Source organism: Actinomadura atramentaria DSM 43919 (genome assembly GCF_000381885.1).
In the GTDB taxonomy this organism is placed as follows: Bacteria; Actinomycetota; Actinomycetes; order Streptosporangiales; family Streptosporangiaceae; genus Spirillospora; species Spirillospora atramentaria.
In genome coordinates this window covers 188,533-203,597 of record NZ_KB907213.1, presented here as the reverse complement: position 1 = coordinate 203,597, position 15,065 = coordinate 188,533, and the positions used below count along the sequence as shown (strand labels likewise).

The window sequence follows — 15,065 nt, the reverse complement described above, 5'->3', positions numbered from 1 at the left end:
CCGTGCGGCGGTACGTCAAACGCGGCCGTCCGCCGCCGCGTCCGCGCGGGCGAGCAGCGCCGCGAGCGCGCGCGCCTCCGCCGCGTTCAGCCCGAGCACGACGCGCGGCCGCCCCCACGGATGGTCCGTCGAGTGCGCGACGTAGCTCGCCACGGACTCCGCGTCCTCCCCCGCCAGCCCGCACGCGCGCCGCCACTCCGCCCAGGCCCGCTCCAGCTCGCCCGCCGCGCTGCGCGCGCACGACGCCAATTCGGGATCACGCACGACCGAACCCCCCACGCTGCCCGTTCCTCCCGGCGACCGCGCCCGAGAACCGGCCCGCCGCGCGGGCGGACTCGTCTTCGGGCACGACCGCCGAATCCTTGGCCCCATTGACCACCCGGGGCACGCCGCCGCGCCGCGCGGAAGGGACAGAACGGGAACGGACTTGGTCCGTCCGTTACCCGGGGCTCAGACCGGGACCGGTCCCGTCGTCGCGCGGACGACGAGATGCGGCACGACGAGGTTCTGCCGCGCGGGCCGCGACGGGTCGCCGATGCGCGCGGTGAGGAGTTCCGCCGCGACCTTGCCCATGTCGCGGCGCGGCTGGTCGACGCTCGTCAGCGAGATGTGCCGGATCGCCGCGAGATGGGTGTTGTCGTACCCGATGATCGACACGTCCCGGGGGACGCCGAGTTCCAGCTCGTCCGCCGCCGACAGCGCGCCGGTCGCGACGAGGTCGTTCGGCGCGAAGATCGCGGTGGGCCGCGTCGCGGGGTCGGTGTCCAGCAGCGCCTTGGCCGCCCGGTACCCGCCGTCCTCGGTGAAGTCGCCGGGGACGACGCGGATCTGGTCCTCCAGCCCGTGCCGCCGCATCGCCTTCTCGTACCCGCTGCGCCGGTACCGCGCGGTCGTGGACCGGACGCCCTCGATGTGCGCGATCCGGCGGTGCCCGAGTTCCACGAGGTGGTCGACGGCGAGGGCCGCGCCCAGCTCGTCGTCGTCCACGACGATGTCCACCCCGTGGACGTCGCGTTCGCCGACGACGACCACCGGCACGCTCGCCGCGGCCTCGCTCAGCGAGGACGGCACGACGCTCAGCAGCACGAGCCCGTCCACCCGCATCTCCAGGAACGCCTCGACGGCCTCGGCCTCGAACAGCGGGTCCCACCGGCCGCTGCCGACGAGCATCCGCAGCCCCTCGCCGTGCAGGCTCTCCTGCAGCCCGTCGAGGAACTCGGCGAAGAACGGGTTGTGGAGGTCGGCGACGATCGCGCCGATGAGCCGCGTCCGCCCCTCCACGAGACTGCGCGCGACCGCGTTCGGCCGGTACCCGAGTTCCCGCGCGGCCTGCAGGACCGCCTCGCGGCGGCGCTCGCTGACGTGCGGCGAGCCGCGCATCACCAGCGACACCAGCGACTTGGACACGCCCGCCCGCTCCGCGACGTTCCGGATCGTCGGTTTGGGCGCGGGAGGTTTGGCCGACGGTCCCGGTCTGCCCTCCGGGGACCGCGGCGCGGGCACCACGACATCCCCCGCCTGGGACGTTCCCTTGCGCGTGGAACTACCTTCACCAGCAACTGACATGGCACTCCGTCCGGGGAGCCTGCAGGACCTGCCGCGACGGCGCTCCAAGCCCGCGGGGGCGGGGTCGGCGCACCTTCCTCACTCGGGAGGAGATGCCATGATGCCCGCCCGCGCTCCCAAATGGTCGCAACAGGGAGTAACGGGCGGACGTCAATACCAGTTCGGGCCTGTGGTGTCCCGGATCACAACAGATCGGACTTCCCGCACAAGCTGGGACGACGCCCGGAACGCCGCCCGCGGGGCCGTCCGAAAAACGCCGATGCCGCACGGGATCGCGCGTCGATCCGTCATGCTGCCTCGGATACGCTGCCCGGGTGGGAGATCACGCGACGGCGACGGGTCAGGCATCCGGCGGTTCCGGCACGGCGCCGGACCGCCCCCGGCGGGGCGGCGGCCGCGGCCGCCGGCGGCTCACCGTCGACGAGCGCCGCGACGAGCTGATCGAGGCGGCGCTGCAGCTCTTCAGCTCGCGCTCGCCCGAGGACATCTCGATCGACGACGTCGCCGCCGCCGCGGGCGCGTCCCGCGCGCTCGTCTACCACTACTTCGGCGGCAAGCAGGAGCTCTACATCGCGGCGCTCGGCAGCGCCGCCAAGCAGCTCGCGGTCCTGCTCGAACCGCCGACCGAGGGCAGCCCGCTGGACCGGCTGCGCGTCTCCCTGGAACGCTACTTCGACTTCGTGGAACGCCACGCCGCCGGGTTCACCGCGCTGCTGCGCGGCGGCCCCGCCGACCGCTCCGGCGAGGTCGGCGAGATCGTGGACAGCATCCGCAACCTGCTGCTCGGACGCATCCTGCACGCCCTCGACATCGACGCCGCGCCGCCGATCCTGCGGATCACGCTGCGGTCGTGGATGGCGTCGGTGGAGACCGCCGGGCTGGACTGGCTGGAGAACCGCGACCTGGACCGGCCGCAGCTCGAACGGCTGCTGGTCGACCAGCTCGTCGTGCTGCTGGACGTCGCCGGGCACCACGAGCCGACGATCGCGGTGCTGTTCGACCGCCTCGCCCGCGAGGAACTCGCCGGCGGCCCCGAACCCGCCTCGGCCTGACCCTGCCCGGCGGCCGAGCACGTCCCGGCATGATCGGGGTGCCCGAACGCGGCCCGCGTCCGAGCGCGTCCTGACTTGAGGGGCACCTGAGCGCACGGAGCGCGGCGGTACCCGAGTGCAGCGTTCCGTTACGGCCTGACCCTGCCTGGTGTCCTGCTGAACTCTTCGTGCGACCGCGTGCCGTCGCGCCTGTGCATCCGCCGCGCGACCGCGTCCGCCATACCCACGCATGCGCCCGTCGCGCGACCGCGTCCCGCGCGAGAACGCGACGAGTCCCGTTCGCACGCCCGGACCGCCGCCGCCCCCGAGGGGGACGGGACGGGACGTGCGCCGCCGCGAACGGGACTCCGCACCGGGGGGCAGGCGACCCGGGACCGCGATTCTCGGACGATCGTGGTCCCGGACCTCCGCGAGGCTCGGGCACCGCGCCCCGCACGCACAGCGCACGCGAGGTGGTGCGACGGCCTCCCGGCCGCCCCCCGATGAACTACCGGGCGTGTCCGGCGAGCGGTTGCCGCGCCCGCCGACCGGAGTGCGTCACTCCGAACGCTGCTGCGGGATGCCCGCCAGCAGCGCCCGCACTTCCGCCTCGCGGTAACGCCGGTGTCCCCCCAGCGTGCGAATGGACGTGAGCTTGCCGGCCTTGGCCCACCGGGTGACGGTCTTGGGGTCGACGCGGAACATCGTCGCCACCTCGGCGGGCGTCAGCAGGGGCTCGGCCTCTGGCGTACGTGCTGACATGTGTGCGGCCTCTCCTTCGTGGACCGATGACAGCGATCCTGCGATTGATCCTCGCGCGGTCACTGATGTCCCCTATGGCCCGAAAGAGCCACTATGACATCACAACGTGTAACCTTGCCACCACTCACCGCAACAAGCAAGTACCTAACGGCATGGAACATCCCCGCTCTCACGGGAGTCCGCCGCCGCCGGAGCCGTCCGGTCCGTGGCCACTGGGTCACGCTGAGTGATTCTAGTGACACGTATAGTCGTATCGCGCAGGGATTCGGGAAATTTGTTCAGTACGCCCTAGCCACAGGGCCGTCCACCTGCGGGATCGTCGCGCGAAAAGTTCACCGGCGGTCGCGGAGCGTGTCAGCGGACCGGTCAACCGCCCGTCAGTTCGCCGACTCCAGCGCCCGCACGCGCCGCCACCGCTCGCGCAGCCGCTCACCCGCCGCGACGGCCAGCTCCCGCTCGCCCCGGCGCAGCGCCGTCACCGCCACCGCCAGCTCCGCGACGGACGCGTCCGCCGCCAGCGCCCGGTCGTCCAGCAGGTGGACCAGCCCACCGTAGTCGAGTTCCACCAGCGAATCCGGGTGGAAACCGGCCAGCCACCGGTCGAGCGCCTCCAGCGCGCCGCACGCCACCGGCAGCGGCCCGTCCCCGCCCGCCGCCGCGACGACCGGCAGCGCCTCGGCGATCCGGCGGCGGCCCGCCGCCAGCGTCGTCGCGTAGACCAGCGCCCGCGCGGGCGCGGCCGTCGCCGCGGCCGGTTCCGGCCCGGCCGCGCCGTCCGGCGGCAGCACCAGCGACCGCTCGTCCGGGCGGAACGGCACCAGCCACTCGCCCGGCACCCGCCACGTGCTCGACAGGATGTGCGGCTCCACCGGGCGGCCCGCGCCGCGCCAGCGCGCCAGCCCGTCCCGCGCCCGCTCGACGGCGGCGGGCGGCACCGCGTCCGCGACCGCCGCCGGGGCCTGCCCGGCCAGCCGCGCGGACGCCAGCCAGCAGCGCAGCCGCGTCCCCCACGGCGCGACGTAGATCATGTCGCCGCCGCGCCGGACGTAGGCGTCCCGGCTCTCCCGCTCCGGGACGGCGCGCGGCTCCAGCAGGCGCAGCAGCGCCTCCCGCTGCTCGGCCGCGAGCGCCCCGGACCGGCGCGGCCGCCGCCGGGACTCGGCGTACGCCGTCCAGACCGTCCGCTCCGGCTCCGGGAACGCGGTCACCGGCTCGTAAACCCGAAGGTAGGCGGCGTACGGAAGCACACCCCGCATCGTGGCACGAGACTCCCGGCGAAGCCCGCATCTCCGCACCGCGCGGAGACGGCGGCGCGGCCTCGCGGGGCGCGGCGCGCCCGCCGTAGGCTGATCTCAAGGACAGAGAGGAGGGCACCACCGTGCCTACAGTCTTCGGCGGGTCGTCCCACAAGGAATCCGGCCCCACCGTCCCGTCCCGGTTCGGAGCGCACGAGCAGGTCGTCTTCTGCCAGGACGAGCAGAGCGGCCTGCGCGCCATCGTCGCGATCCACTCGACCGCGCTCGGGCCGGCCCTCGGCGGGACGCGCTTCTACCCCTACGCCTCCGAGGACGACGCCCTCGCGGACGTGCTCAACCTCGCGCGCGGGATGTCGTACAAGAACGCCGTCGCGGGCCTCGACCACGGCGGCGGCAAGGCCGTGATCATCGGCGATCCCGCGACGGACAAGTCCGAGGCGCTGCTGCGCGCCTACGGCCGCTTCGTCCAGTCGCTGGGCGGGCGCTACTACACGGCGTGCGACGTCGGCACGTTCAGCGAGGACATGGACGTCGTCGCGCGCGAGTCCCGGTACGTCACCGGCCGCACCGTCGCGCACGGCGGCGCGGGCGACTCGTCCGTCCTGACCGCCTTCGGCGTCTTCCAGGGCATGCGCGCCGCCGCCGAGGCGCGGTGGGGCTCGCCGACGCTGCGCGGGCGGCGGGTCGGCGTCGAGGGCGTCGGGAAGGTCGGGCGGCGGCTCGTGGAGCACCTGCGGGAGGACGGCGCGGAGGTCGTCGTGTGCGACGTCAGCGAGCGGGCCGTCGACCGCGTCCGCGAGGTCCACCCCGAGGTCGGCGCGGTCGCGGACAAGGCCGCGCTGCTCGCGTCCGGCCTGGACGTGTACGCGCCGTGCGCGCTCGGCGGCGCGCTCGACGAGGCGACGATCGCGTTGCTCGGCGCGGAGATCGTCTGCGGGGCCGCCAACAACCAGCTCGCGCACCCCGGCGTGGAGAAGCAGCTCGCGGACCGGGACGTCCTGTACGCCCCCGACTACGTGGTCAACTCCGGCGGCGTCATCCAGGTCGCGGACGAGATCGGCGGGTTCGACTTCGAGCGCGCCCGCGAACGCGCCACCGGGATCTTCGACACCACCCGCCGGATCTTCGCGCTGGCGGCCGACGAGGGCGTCCCGCCCGCCGTCGCCGCCGACCGGATCGCCGAGCGGCGCATGGCGGAGGTGGGGCGGCTGCGCGGGCTGTACCTCCGGGACTGACGCGCCGCGGGCGACTGCTTGTGCCCCAGGGTACGGAGTGGTAACGGGGCCGCCAAGAGACGCCGGTGACCACGCGATACACTGGTGCCGTCTCCGTAACGAGCCTTCCGCCACGTACCGACGATGTACCGAGCCGGGCGCAAAACGGGTACGGTTGTACCCGTGACTGACGCATGGCTCATCAGGCACCGGTTCGTGTGGTACACGCGCGCGTTGATGGGCCCACGAAAGCCCTGACCATCGAGGGGGTCGAGCCAATGGGTCGCGGCCGAGCCAAGGCCAAGCAGGTGAAGGTTGCCCGCCAGCTCAAGTACAACAGCGGCGGAACGGACCTCGACCGCCTGAAGAGCGAGCTGGGAGTGAACGACTCCCAGGGCGACGACTCCTACGACGAGCTCGCTGAGAAATACGCGGACTACGCCGACGACTACGACGAGCGTAGGGACGGCACGACCGGTCGCTGATCAGGCGACATGCGATGACGCCACTGCCCGGGACCTCGGTCCGGGCGGTGGCGTTCGTGTTTCCGGCGGCCTGAACCCACCCGACCCCCGGCCGCGACCCGCGCGGGATCTCGATGCGCGCCGACGCTGCCGGGTACCGGCGCCGGGTCAGCGGGTGGCGAGGGCCGTGTCGACGCCGTTCTCCGGGTGGCCCAGGAGGGTCGGGTCGGGTCGGCGGACGAGGCTGTTCAGGGCTTTGATCATCGCGAGCGGTTCGCGGGCGTAGCCGGTGAGGGTCGCGTCGGGGCGGGCGGCCAGGCTCGCGTCGCCGACGCCCCAGGCGTCCAGGCCCGCCGCGCGGCACAGCGCGACGGCGCGCGGCAGGTGGAAGTCCTGCGTGATCACGGTGAGCCGCCGGACGCCGAAGATCCGCCGCGCCCGCGCGCAGGAGTCCCAGGTGTCCAGGCCCGCGAAGTCCCGGACGACCTTGTCCGCCGGGACGCCGTGCGCGGCGAGGTAGTCGCGCATGACCGTCGGCTCGTCGTAGTCGGGCGTGCGGTTGTCCCCGGACACCAGCAGGACGCGGACCTTGCCGCGCCGCCACAGATCAACGGCCAGGTCGAGCCGCCGGGCGAGGAGCTGCGACGGGACCCCGTCCCTGATCCCCGCGCCGAGCACGAGCCCCACGGGCGTCGCGGGGACCGTCGCGGGCGACAGCCGCCGCCCGGCCGTGTCCGCGTACGCCCACCCGACCGGCGCGGCGAGCGCGTACCCGCCGAGCGCCACGGCGACCGCCAGCGGCCCCCGCATCCGCCGCACGCGAGCCCACCACATCCGTGCCCAGGACATCGTCACACCGATGAGACGCCCGAAACGCCCACCCGGGTTCACCCCGCCGCCAGCCGAAGGACCGCGCGCACCCGCGTGAGGTCGGCCGCGCGGCGCGGGGTCAGACGAGGGTCGCGGTGCCGGTGCCCTCGGTGATCTCGCCGAGGGGCCAGGCGGGGACGTCGCGGGCGGCCAGGAGGCGCAGGGCCGCGTCGGCGGCGTCGGGGGCGACGATCGCGGCCATGCCGACGCCGAGGTTGAACGTCTTGTCCATCTCGGCGGCGGGGACGCCGCCCGCCGCGCGCAGGACCTCGAACAGCGGCGGGACCGTCCAGGAGTCGCGGCGCAGCACGGCGTCGGCGGTCGGGGGCAGGGAGCGCGCGAGGTTCGCGGCGAGGCCGCCGCCGGTGATGTGCGCGAAGGCGCGGACGCCGCCCGCCGCCGCCAGCGCGAGGCAGTCGCGGGCGTAGATCCGCGTCGGGGTGAGCAGTTCCTCGCCGAGGGTGCGGGACAGCTCGGCGGGCGCGGACTCCAGCGTCAGGTCCGTGGTCGCCAGGACGTGGCGGACGAGCGAGTACCCGTTGGAGTGGATGCCGGACGACGCCATCGCCAGCACGACGTCGCCGGGGCGCACCCGGTCGGGCCCGAGGATGTCGTCGGCCTCCACGACGCCCGTCGCGGCGCCCGCGATGTCGAACTCGTCCGGCTCCAGCAGCCCGGGGTGCTCGGCGGTCTCGCCGCCGACGAGCGCGCAGCCCGCCAGCGCGCAGCCGTCCGCGATGCCGCCGACGATGTCGGCGATCCGCTCGGGGACGACCTTCCCGCACGCGACGTAGTCCGTCATGAACAGCGGCTCGGCCCCGCAGACCGCGAGGTCGTCGACGACCATGCCGACCAGGTCGTGCCCGACCGTGTCGTAGATCCCGAGGCGGCGGGCCAGGTCCACCTTGGTGCCGACGCCGTCCGTCGACGTGGCCAGCAGCGGCCGCCGGTACTTCAGCAGCGCGGACGCGTCGAACAGGCCCGCGAACCCGCTGGCGTCGTCCACGACCTCGGGTCGCCGCGACCTGGCGACGCGCGCCTTCATCAGCTCGACGGCGCGTTCGCCCGCGGCGATGTCCACGCCCGCCGCCGCGTAGGAGGTGCTCATCGGTTCCCTCTCGTGCTCGGTCACGGCCGGGACGGCTCCAGGAGGTGCTTGCCGCGCGCGCTCTCCTCGACGGGGATCGGGTACTCCCCGTCGAAGCACGCCCGGCACAGCCGGTCCTTCGGGATGCGGGACGCGGCGATCAGCTCGTCGAGCGAGATGAACCCGAGGGAGTCGGCGTTGATCGAGTCGCGGATGCCCGCGACGTCGAGCCGCCCGGCGATCAGCTCGGCGCGGGTGGCGAAGTCGATGCCGTAGAAGCACGGCCACGACACCGGCGGGCTGGAGATCCGGACGTGGACCTCCGCCGCGCCCGCCTCGCGCAGCAGCGCGACGACCTGGCGCTGGGTGTTGCCGCGGACGATGGAGTCGTCCACGACGACGAGCCGCTTGCCCTCGATCGCCTCGCGCAGCGGGTTGAGCTTCAGCCGGATGCCGAGCTGCCGGATGGTCTGCGACGGCTGGATGAACGTCCGGCCGACGTAGGAGTTCTTCACCAGGCCCTGGCCGTAGGGGATGCCGGACGCCTCGGCGTACCCGATCGCGGCGGGCGTGCCGGACTCGGGCGTCGGGATGACCATGTCGGCCTCGACGGGGTGCTCCAGCGCGAGCCGGCGGCCGACCTCGACGCGGGTGGCCTGCACGCTGCGGCCCGCGATGGTGGTGTCGGGGCGCGCGAGGTACACGTACTCGAACAGGCAGCCCTTCGGGCGCGCGTCGGCGAACCGCTCGGCGCGGACGCCGTCGCCGTCGATCGCGACCAGCTCGCCGGGCTCGATCTCCCGGACGAACCGCGCGCCGACGATGTCCAGCGCCGCCGTCTCGGACGCGACGACCCAGCCGGTGTCCTCCCACTGCCCGAGGACGAGCGGGCGGATGCCCTCGGGGTCGCGGGCGGCGTACAGCGTGCCCTCGTCCATGAAGACCAGCGAGAACGCGCCGCGCGTGACGGGCAGGATCTCCCGGGCCGCCGCCATCGTGCCGCCCTCGCGGGTGGCCAGCAGCGCGGTGAGGACGTCGGTGTCGGACGTCGCCGCCGTCGAGGCGCGCTCGCCGGGGGCGAGGCGGGCCGCGAGCTCGGGGGTGTTGATCAGGTTGCCGTTGTGGGCGAGCGCGAGGCCGCCCGTGCCGGTGGAGCGGAACGTCGGCTGGGCGTTCTCCCAGGTGGGCGAGCCGGTGGTGGAGTAGCGGCAGTGGCCGACGGCCAGGTGGCCGCGCAGCGTGGACAGGACGGACTCGTCGAAGACCTGGGGGACGAGTCCCATGTCCTTGTAGACGACGATGCGGGCACCGTCGCTGACGGAGATCCCGGCGGACTCCTGGCCCCGGTGCTGGAGCGCGTAGAGGCCGAAGTAGGCGAGCTTGCCGACCTCGGCACGGCCTGCGTGCTCCGGGGGGACCCAGACGCCGAAGACGCCGCAGGCGTCCTGGGGGGCGCGGTCGGAGGGGTCGAGGTCGTGGCTCAGTCGTCCATCGCGGAGAGGCACGCCCGCCAGTGTAGATGGCGGGTCTCGCTGCTCCGCTCGGCGCGGCTCGTGAACAGACCTTTACCTGGGAATATCTCGGCTTGGGAACCGTGCGCGCGACCCTGGTGGCCGACAGGGGGAGGGACGCATGGCCAAGCCGGGCCAGCAGCCGGGCTACCGCACGTACACGCCGCCGGGGGCGCCGCAGCGCGACCCGCTCGCGACGGCGGCGCTGACGCTCGGGATCGTCGGCCTGGCGGGGTTGTCCGCGTGCCTGCTCGGGCTGCTCCCGGCCGCGGTGGGGCTCGTCCTCGGGGCCGTCGCGCTGCGGCGGGGCGGCGGACGGCGGCGGGCGGCGCTGGCCGGGGTCGCCTGCTCGGCGGCGGCGCTGGTGATCGGCGGGGTGCTGCTGGCGCTGCTGCTGGGCAAGGCGGCCAAGTGCGGCGACCGCGACCCGGAGGCGCGCGAACGCTGCGTGCAGCGGGAGTTCCCCTTCATCCGCGACACGTCCGCCCCCGGAACGTGAGACAAACATCACTTTGACCCCTTTGTCCGGTGCCGCGCCCGGTCCGGGCGCGGCCTCGGGACCACCCTCACCGCCCGTCACGCCCCGCCAAAACCGCGCCGGAGGCTGTGGATAACTCGGCCGCGGCCGGACGGGCGCGTCAGGACGGCAGCAGCGGGAGCTGGGCCGAGAGATCGGCGCGGGGGCCGCTCGCCGCGACCGCGTGGGCGGCCAGCGCGTCCGCCCAGGTCATGTCGCCGATCGCCAGAGAAATCCACGTTTCGGCCGACATCTCGACCACGTTGGGCGGCGTTCCGCGGGTATGGTGCGGCCCTGCGACGCACTGCACGGCCGCGTGCGGCGGCACCCGGACCTCGACGGACCGTCCCGGCGCGCGGGCCGCCAGTTCGTCGAGCAGGAACCGGACGGCGCCGGTCAGCACCGGCCGGGACGGCGCGGCCCCGGCGGCGCGGGCGGCCAGCACCGTGTCCAGCGCGGCGCGGCGCAGCGCGGGGGTCTCGTCGGGCCCCGCGTACGGCGGGAGGCCGAGGCCGGCGCGCTGCTCGTCCAGGGCGGCGCGGGTGAGCGGTCGTCGAGGCATCGGCCCGACCGTACCCGCCGCCCCGCTCCCCCGCACCACGACACGGAGGTTGGTCAGATGCCCGAGGCGCTGCCGCTGCAGCCCGGCGATCCGCGCACGCTCGGCGGGTACGCGATCACCGGCAGGATCGGCGTCGGGGAGCACGGCGCGGTGTTCGCCGGACGCGCCGGGGACGGCCGGCCGGTCGCGGTCAAGCTGCTGCACGTCCCCCTGGACGGCCGGCCGGTGGCGGGCGCGCGGTTCGCCGGGGCGTTCGCGGCGGCGCGGCGGGTGTCGGGGTTCTGCGCGGCCGAGATCCTGGCGGCGGGCACCGAGGGCGACCGCGCCTACGTCGTCGGGGAGTTCGTGGACGGGCCGTCGCTGGCGGCGCTCGTCGCCGACGAGGGGCCGCGCGGCCCGGCGGTGCTGGAGCGGCTCGCGGTGGGGACGGCCGTCGCGCTGGCCGCCGTCCACCGCGCCGGGGCCGTCCACCACGACTTCCGGCCCGCGAACGTCCTGCTCGGGCCGGACGGGCCGCGCGTCACCGACGTCGCGCTGCGGGGCGCGCTGGAGGCGGTCGGGGCGGTGCCCGAGGGGACGTCCGGCTACCAGGCGCCCGAGCAGCTCGGCGGCGCGGGGGCCGGGGCGCCCGCGGACGTGTTCGGGTGGGGCGCGACGCTGCTGTTCGCGGCGGCGGGCGCGCCGCCGTTCGGCGCGGGACCGCCCGCGGAGACGGCGCAGCGCGTCCTGTACGACGACCCGGACCTCGCGCCGCTGCCCGAGCCGCTGCGCGGCGTGGTGGCGGACGCGCTCGCCAAGTCCCCCGCCGACCGGCCGACCGCCGCGCGCGTCCTCGAACGCCTGCTCGACGACGGCGCTCTCGCCGCCCGCCTCCCCGCGCCGCTCGCCGCCGAGGCCCGCGCCCTCGCGGGCCTGCCGTCGCCGATGGGCGGCACGCCGCCCGCCGTGCCCGTTCCCGCCCCGGCCGCTCCGGCGCTCGCCGCGCCCGCCCCCGCCCCCGCCCCGCCCGCGCCGGTGACCGTGCCGACGCCGGCGGTGGGGGAGGACGCGCAGGCGACCGCGATGATCTCCGTGCCGCCGTCCGAGCCGGACGACGACGGGACCGCGCTGATCCCCGGCCTCTCGCGCGCGGGCGGCGACCGCACCGACTCGGGCACCGCCGTGCTGCCCGCCGTCCCGGACGAGCCCGAGAGCGGCGGCCGGGTGCTGGGCCTCGCGCTGTCGGTCGGCGTCGGCGTGCTCGTCGGCATCGTGATCATCACGCTGGTGCTCTGGCCGAGGTTCAGCGACGACGGCGGGTCCACCGGCGACCCGGCGAACGTCGCCGACGGCCGCCCGGTGTCCGCGATCCCCGGCGCGTTCGCCGGGACGTGGACCGGCACGGTCGTGAACGAGACCAACGGCGGCTCGTTCCCCGTCCAGGTCACGTTCCAGGAGGGCGACAAGACGGCCCGCGCCGCCTATCCCAAGGAAGGCTGCGCGGGAACGCTGTCGTTGACGCGCGGCACGGGCAGCACCCTCCAGATGCGCCTGGACATCGGCAAGCCCTGCACGCCCGGCCACATCCAGGTGGCGCGGCAGGCGGACGGGACGCTGCAGTACTCGTGGAGCCGCAGCGAGGACGGCCGCCCGGTCGGGTATCAGGGCCGCCTCACTCGTACCAAATAGCGACTTCTAACCAAATGTCCGACTAGTTGTCGCGAGTTCCATTAGTGTGCCCCTCGGTCGATCAACGATCACGTCCGCGGACCCCGACCGGGTCCGTTCACGACCGAAGGAGGCCCAGTGCGGCCCACCCCCCGAAGGCTGCTGATCATCGGCTCGATCGCGGCCGTCGCGAGCACCGTTGCGACGGTGCCCGTCCTCGCCGCCGGGAACGACGACCTCGTCGCGGTGACGGCGGCGCAGGGACGGCCGGTGCCGGGGCAGTACATCGTCACCATGCGGGGCGGGGCGTCGCCGAAGACGGCCGCCGCCCGCGTCAGCGCGACGGGGACGCGGCACCTCGGCGGCGTCCTCAACGGCTTCGTCGCCAAGCTGAACGCGCGCCAGCTCGACAAGCTGCGGCACGACAGCTCGGTCGCGGCGATCGAGCAGGACCAGCTCGTCCACATCGACACGACGCAGAAGGCCCCGCTCCCCTGGGGTCTCGACCGCATCGACCAGCGCAGCAAGAAGCGCGACAAGAAGTACACGTACAAGTCCACCGGTAGCGGCGTGAACGCCTACGTCATCGACACCGGTATCGACGTCAAGCACAAGGACTTCGGCGGACGCGCGTCCATCGCGTGGACGGCGTCCCGGTTCTACGGCGACGGCGCGGACTGCAACGGCCACGGCACGCACGTCGCGGGCATCCTCGGCTCGAAGACCTACGGCGTCGCGAAGGGCGTCAAGCTGAAGGCGCTGCGCGTCCTGGACTGCGACGGCGAGGGCTACATGTCCGACATCGTCGAGGCCGCGAACTGGCTGAAGACGAACGCCGCCAAGCCCGCCGTCGCGAACCTGTCGCTCGGCGGCGCGAAGTCCACCGCGGTGAACACGGCGCTGGAGAACCTGTCCAAGTCGAAGGTGTTCGTGACGGTCGCCGCGGGCAACGACGGCAAGGACGCCTGCAAGTACTCGCCCGCCAGCGCGGGCTGGGTGATGGCGGTCGGCGCGACGACGATCTACGACAACCGCGCCGCGTTCTCCAACTACGGCAAGTGCGTCGACATCAACGCGCCGGGCTACGGGATCACCTCGACGTGGCCGGGCAACCGCCAGGCCGCCGAGAGCGGCACGTCGATGGCGTCCCCGTACGTGGCGGGCGTCGCGGCGCTGTACCTGGCGGGCCACAGGACGGCGACCTTCCCGCAGGTCCAGAAGTGGCTGAACGACAACTCCACCAAGAAGGCCGTCGGGCGGCTCCCGAAGGGCGCCCCGAACCGGCTGCTCTACAAGGCCGGCCTCTGACGGCCTCCCGTAGGATGCCCGGTGCCGGGGACGGGCCGTCGCGGAGCCCGCGGCGGCTACCCTTGGCCCGAGCGGTTCGTTCCGGTTCGTTAGCGTTCATGCCCTGACCGGCCCGGTGACCGGGGCGGGCGCGCGCGGCGCGCCCGCCCCGGACCGGCGCCGCCGCCGCGATCCCGAGGAGAGGAGACGCCCCCGTGGAGTCCCGCAGCTCCGCCCGCGCCCGCCGCGCGGCCCTGGCGCTCGCCGCCGCGGCGGCCGTCGCGCTCCCGGTCGCGGGCGCGGTGCCGTCCGCCGAGGCCGACCCGGGCGACTCCGCCAAGCTCGCCCAGCTCAACAAGCAGATCAACAAGCTCGACCGCGAGTACGGCGGCGACCTCGCGAAGCTGAAGGACGCCCAGTACGGCGTCCAGAAGGCGATGAAGAACGCCGACGGGCTCAAGAAGCAGCTCGACGAGGCGCAGCGGCTCGTCGCCCAGCTCGCCGCGAACCAGTACATGACGGGCGGCACGGACCCGGCGCTGACGGCCCTGTCGTCCGACGACCCGTCGAACTTCCTCAACACCGCGAGCCTCGCGCAGCACGTCGCGCGCAACCAGGCCGCGAAGGTCGAGCAGACGCAGAAGCTGATCGACGAGCAGGAGAAAGCGCGCAAGGAATCGCAGCAGAAGATCAAGGACCTCCAGCAGGAGATCGAGGATCTGAAAAAGCAGAAGACGCGAATTCGGCAGTTGGTGAAGAAGTACAAGCCGCAGTCGCCGAGCGTCGGAATGGGCGGCGTCACGCCGCGGATGATGCACGTCAAGCAGGTCATCGACGCCGAGTTCGGGCCGTTCCCGACGATCGGCTGCACCCGTCCGGGCGACCCGCAGGACCACGGGACGGGCCGCGCCTGCGATTTCATGGAGAGCAGCGGCGGCGTCATGCCGACCGCCGCGCGCAAGGCGAACGGCGACCAGGTCGCCGCGTACGCCATCGCGCACGCCAGTTCCCTCGGCATCAAGTACGTGATCTGGCAGCAGCGCATCTACGACATGCGCAGCCCCGGCTGGCGGGGAATGGAGAACCGCGGCGGGATCACCGCGAACCATTACGACCACGTCCACATCTCGGTCTTCTGACCCTGGGCGGCGGGCCGGGCGCGCGGTGACGCGGAGCGACCGGGGTCAGCTTTTTCGATGAAGATCCTTGATCTTGTCGTTGTGTAACGGTTACCTTCATGCCGCTTCGTGGATCGTTCCCCGCAAGCCCGTCTCGTACGGGCTCTAGGAGG

The 15,065-nt window shown here is 74.0% G+C and carries 15 protein-coding genes; 7 read left to right on the top strand and 8 right to left on the bottom strand.

Features of this window, described 5'->3' with window-relative positions; translation table 11 throughout:
* Positions 1 to 15 precede the first annotated feature (15 nt).
* Both G339_RS0116455 and G339_RS0116450 read right to left on the bottom strand, forming a co-directional pair.
* The gene (locus G339_RS0116455; RefSeq protein ID WP_026341511.1) at positions 16 to 264 is read right to left on the bottom strand and encodes a hypothetical protein; all 249 of its coding nucleotides are present in this window, start codon (positions 262 to 264) and stop codon (positions 16 to 18) included.
* Positions 265 to 450: 186 nt separating this feature from the next.
* Positions 451 to 1,566: a LacI family DNA-binding transcriptional regulator gene (locus tag G339_RS0116450; RefSeq protein ID WP_084693271.1), complete on the bottom strand. Its 1,116-nt coding sequence runs from the start codon at positions 1,564 to 1,566 to the stop codon at positions 451 to 453.
* Between the two features lie 314 nt (positions 1,567 to 1,880).
* Here G339_RS0116450 and G339_RS0116445 point away from each other — a divergent pair, with 314 nt between their 5' ends.
* Complete coding sequence (locus G339_RS0116445; RefSeq protein WP_019632179.1) at positions 1,881 to 2,618, top strand: TetR/AcrR family transcriptional regulator; 738 nt, start codon at positions 1,881 to 1,883, stop codon at positions 2,616 to 2,618.
* A 537-nt stretch (positions 2,619 to 3,155) separates the two neighbouring features.
* Here G339_RS0116445 and bldC read toward each other — a convergent pair.
* A complete protein-coding gene (gene bldC / locus G339_RS0116440; protein WP_012850682.1) occupies positions 3,156 to 3,359 on the bottom strand; it encodes a developmental transcriptional regulator BldC in 204 nt (67 codons plus the stop codon).
* A 377-nt stretch (positions 3,360 to 3,736) separates the two neighbouring features.
* On the bottom strand, positions 3,737 to 4,615 hold the full coding sequence (locus G339_RS0116435; RefSeq protein WP_019632178.1) for a DUF8083 family protein: 879 nt from the start codon (positions 4,613 to 4,615) through the stop codon (positions 3,737 to 3,739).
* A 122-nt stretch (positions 4,616 to 4,737) separates the two neighbouring features.
* On the opposite strand from G339_RS0116435, the gene G339_RS0116430 reads away from it, so the two are divergent.
* Complete coding sequence (locus G339_RS0116430; RefSeq protein WP_019632177.1) at positions 4,738 to 5,850, top strand: Glu/Leu/Phe/Val family dehydrogenase; 1,113 nt, start codon at positions 4,738 to 4,740, stop codon at positions 5,848 to 5,850.
* A 257-nt stretch (positions 5,851 to 6,107) separates the two neighbouring features.
* Positions 6,108 to 6,314, top strand: a complete 207-nt coding sequence (locus G339_RS0116425; protein ID WP_019632176.1) for a DUF3073 domain-containing protein — start codon at positions 6,108 to 6,110, stop codon at positions 6,312 to 6,314.
* A 147-nt stretch (positions 6,315 to 6,461) separates the two neighbouring features.
* Here G339_RS0116425 and G339_RS0116420 read toward each other — a convergent pair whose 3' ends face one another.
* The 3 genes from G339_RS0116420 to purF form a co-directional block, all read right to left on the bottom strand.
* Positions 6,462 to 7,142, bottom strand: coding sequence for a SanA/YdcF family protein (locus tag G339_RS0116420; RefSeq protein WP_026341509.1), 681 nt, complete (start codon positions 7,140 to 7,142; stop codon positions 6,462 to 6,464).
* 100 nt (positions 7,143 to 7,242) lie between these two features.
* Positions 7,243 to 8,271, bottom strand: coding sequence for a phosphoribosylformylglycinamidine cyclo-ligase (gene purM, locus G339_RS0116415; protein WP_019632174.1), 1,029 nt, complete (start codon positions 8,269 to 8,271; stop codon positions 7,243 to 7,245).
* A 20-nt stretch (positions 8,272 to 8,291) separates the two neighbouring features.
* Positions 8,292 to 9,755: an amidophosphoribosyltransferase gene (gene purF / locus G339_RS0116410; protein ID WP_019632173.1), complete on the bottom strand. Its 1,464-nt coding sequence runs from the start codon at positions 9,753 to 9,755 to the stop codon at positions 8,292 to 8,294.
* Between the two features lie 127 nt (positions 9,756 to 9,882).
* Here purF and G339_RS0116405 point away from each other — a divergent pair, with 127 nt between their 5' ends.
* Positions 9,883 to 10,260 (top strand): hypothetical protein, encoded by a 378-nt coding sequence (locus tag G339_RS0116405; protein WP_019632172.1) that lies wholly within the window; start codon positions 9,883 to 9,885, stop codon positions 10,258 to 10,260.
* Positions 10,261 to 10,399: 139 nt separating this feature from the next.
* On the opposite strand, the gene G339_RS0116400 is transcribed toward G339_RS0116405, so the two are convergent.
* Complete coding sequence (locus G339_RS0116400; protein WP_019632171.1) at positions 10,400 to 10,840, bottom strand: sterol carrier family protein; 441 nt, start codon at positions 10,838 to 10,840, stop codon at positions 10,400 to 10,402.
* Between the two features lie 57 nt (positions 10,841 to 10,897).
* On the opposite strand from G339_RS0116400, the gene G339_RS36765 reads away from it, so the two are divergent.
* The 3 genes from G339_RS36765 to G339_RS0116385 all read left to right on the top strand — a co-directional run bounded on the left by G339_RS36765 (position 10,898) and on the right by G339_RS0116385 (position 14,913).
* Positions 10,898 to 12,508 (top strand): serine/threonine protein kinase, encoded by a 1,611-nt coding sequence (locus tag G339_RS36765; RefSeq protein WP_019632170.1) that lies wholly within the window; start codon positions 10,898 to 10,900, stop codon positions 12,506 to 12,508.
* Positions 12,509 to 12,625: 117 nt separating this feature from the next.
* Positions 12,626 to 13,795, top strand: a complete 1,170-nt coding sequence (locus G339_RS0116390) for a S8 family peptidase (RefSeq protein ID WP_019632169.1) — start codon at positions 12,626 to 12,628, stop codon at positions 13,793 to 13,795.
* A gap of 194 nt (positions 13,796 to 13,989) precedes the next feature.
* Positions 13,990 to 14,913 (top strand): coiled-coil domain-containing protein, encoded by a 924-nt coding sequence (locus G339_RS0116385; RefSeq protein ID WP_019632168.1) that lies wholly within the window; start codon positions 13,990 to 13,992, stop codon positions 14,911 to 14,913.
* Positions 14,914 to 15,065: the final 152 nt, after the last annotated feature.

Excerpts from the sequence above, each read along its gene's own strand:
- G339_RS0116405 (WP_019632172.1), top strand. The coding sequence starts at position 9,883 with ATGGCCAAGCCGGGCCAGCAGCCGGGCTACCGCACGTACACGCCGCCG.
- G339_RS36765 (WP_019632170.1), top strand. The coding sequence starts at position 10,898 with ATGCCCGAGGCGCTGCCGCTGCAGCCCGGCGATCCGCGCACGCTCGGC.
- G339_RS0116450 (WP_084693271.1), bottom strand. The coding sequence starts at position 1,566 with ATGTCAGTTGCTGGTGAAGGTAGTTCCACGCGCAAGGGAACGTCCCAG.
- G339_RS0116420 (WP_026341509.1), bottom strand. The coding sequence starts at position 7,142 with ATGTCCTGGGCACGGATGTGGTGGGCTCGCGTGCGGCGGATGCGGGGG.
- bldC (WP_012850682.1), bottom strand. The coding sequence starts at position 3,359 with ATGTCAGCACGTACGCCAGAGGCCGAGCCCCTGCTGACGCCCGCCGAG.
- G339_RS0116435 (WP_019632178.1), bottom strand. The coding sequence starts at position 4,615 with ATGCGGGGTGTGCTTCCGTACGCCGCCTACCTTCGGGTTTACGAGCCG.
- G339_RS0116425 (WP_019632176.1), top strand. The coding sequence starts at position 6,108 with ATGGGTCGCGGCCGAGCCAAGGCCAAGCAGGTGAAGGTTGCCCGCCAG.
- G339_RS0116400 (WP_019632171.1), bottom strand. The coding sequence starts at position 10,840 with ATGCCTCGACGACCGCTCACCCGCGCCGCCCTGGACGAGCAGCGCGCC.
- purM (WP_019632174.1), bottom strand. The coding sequence starts at position 8,271 with ATGAGCACCTCCTACGCGGCGGCGGGCGTGGACATCGCCGCGGGCGAA.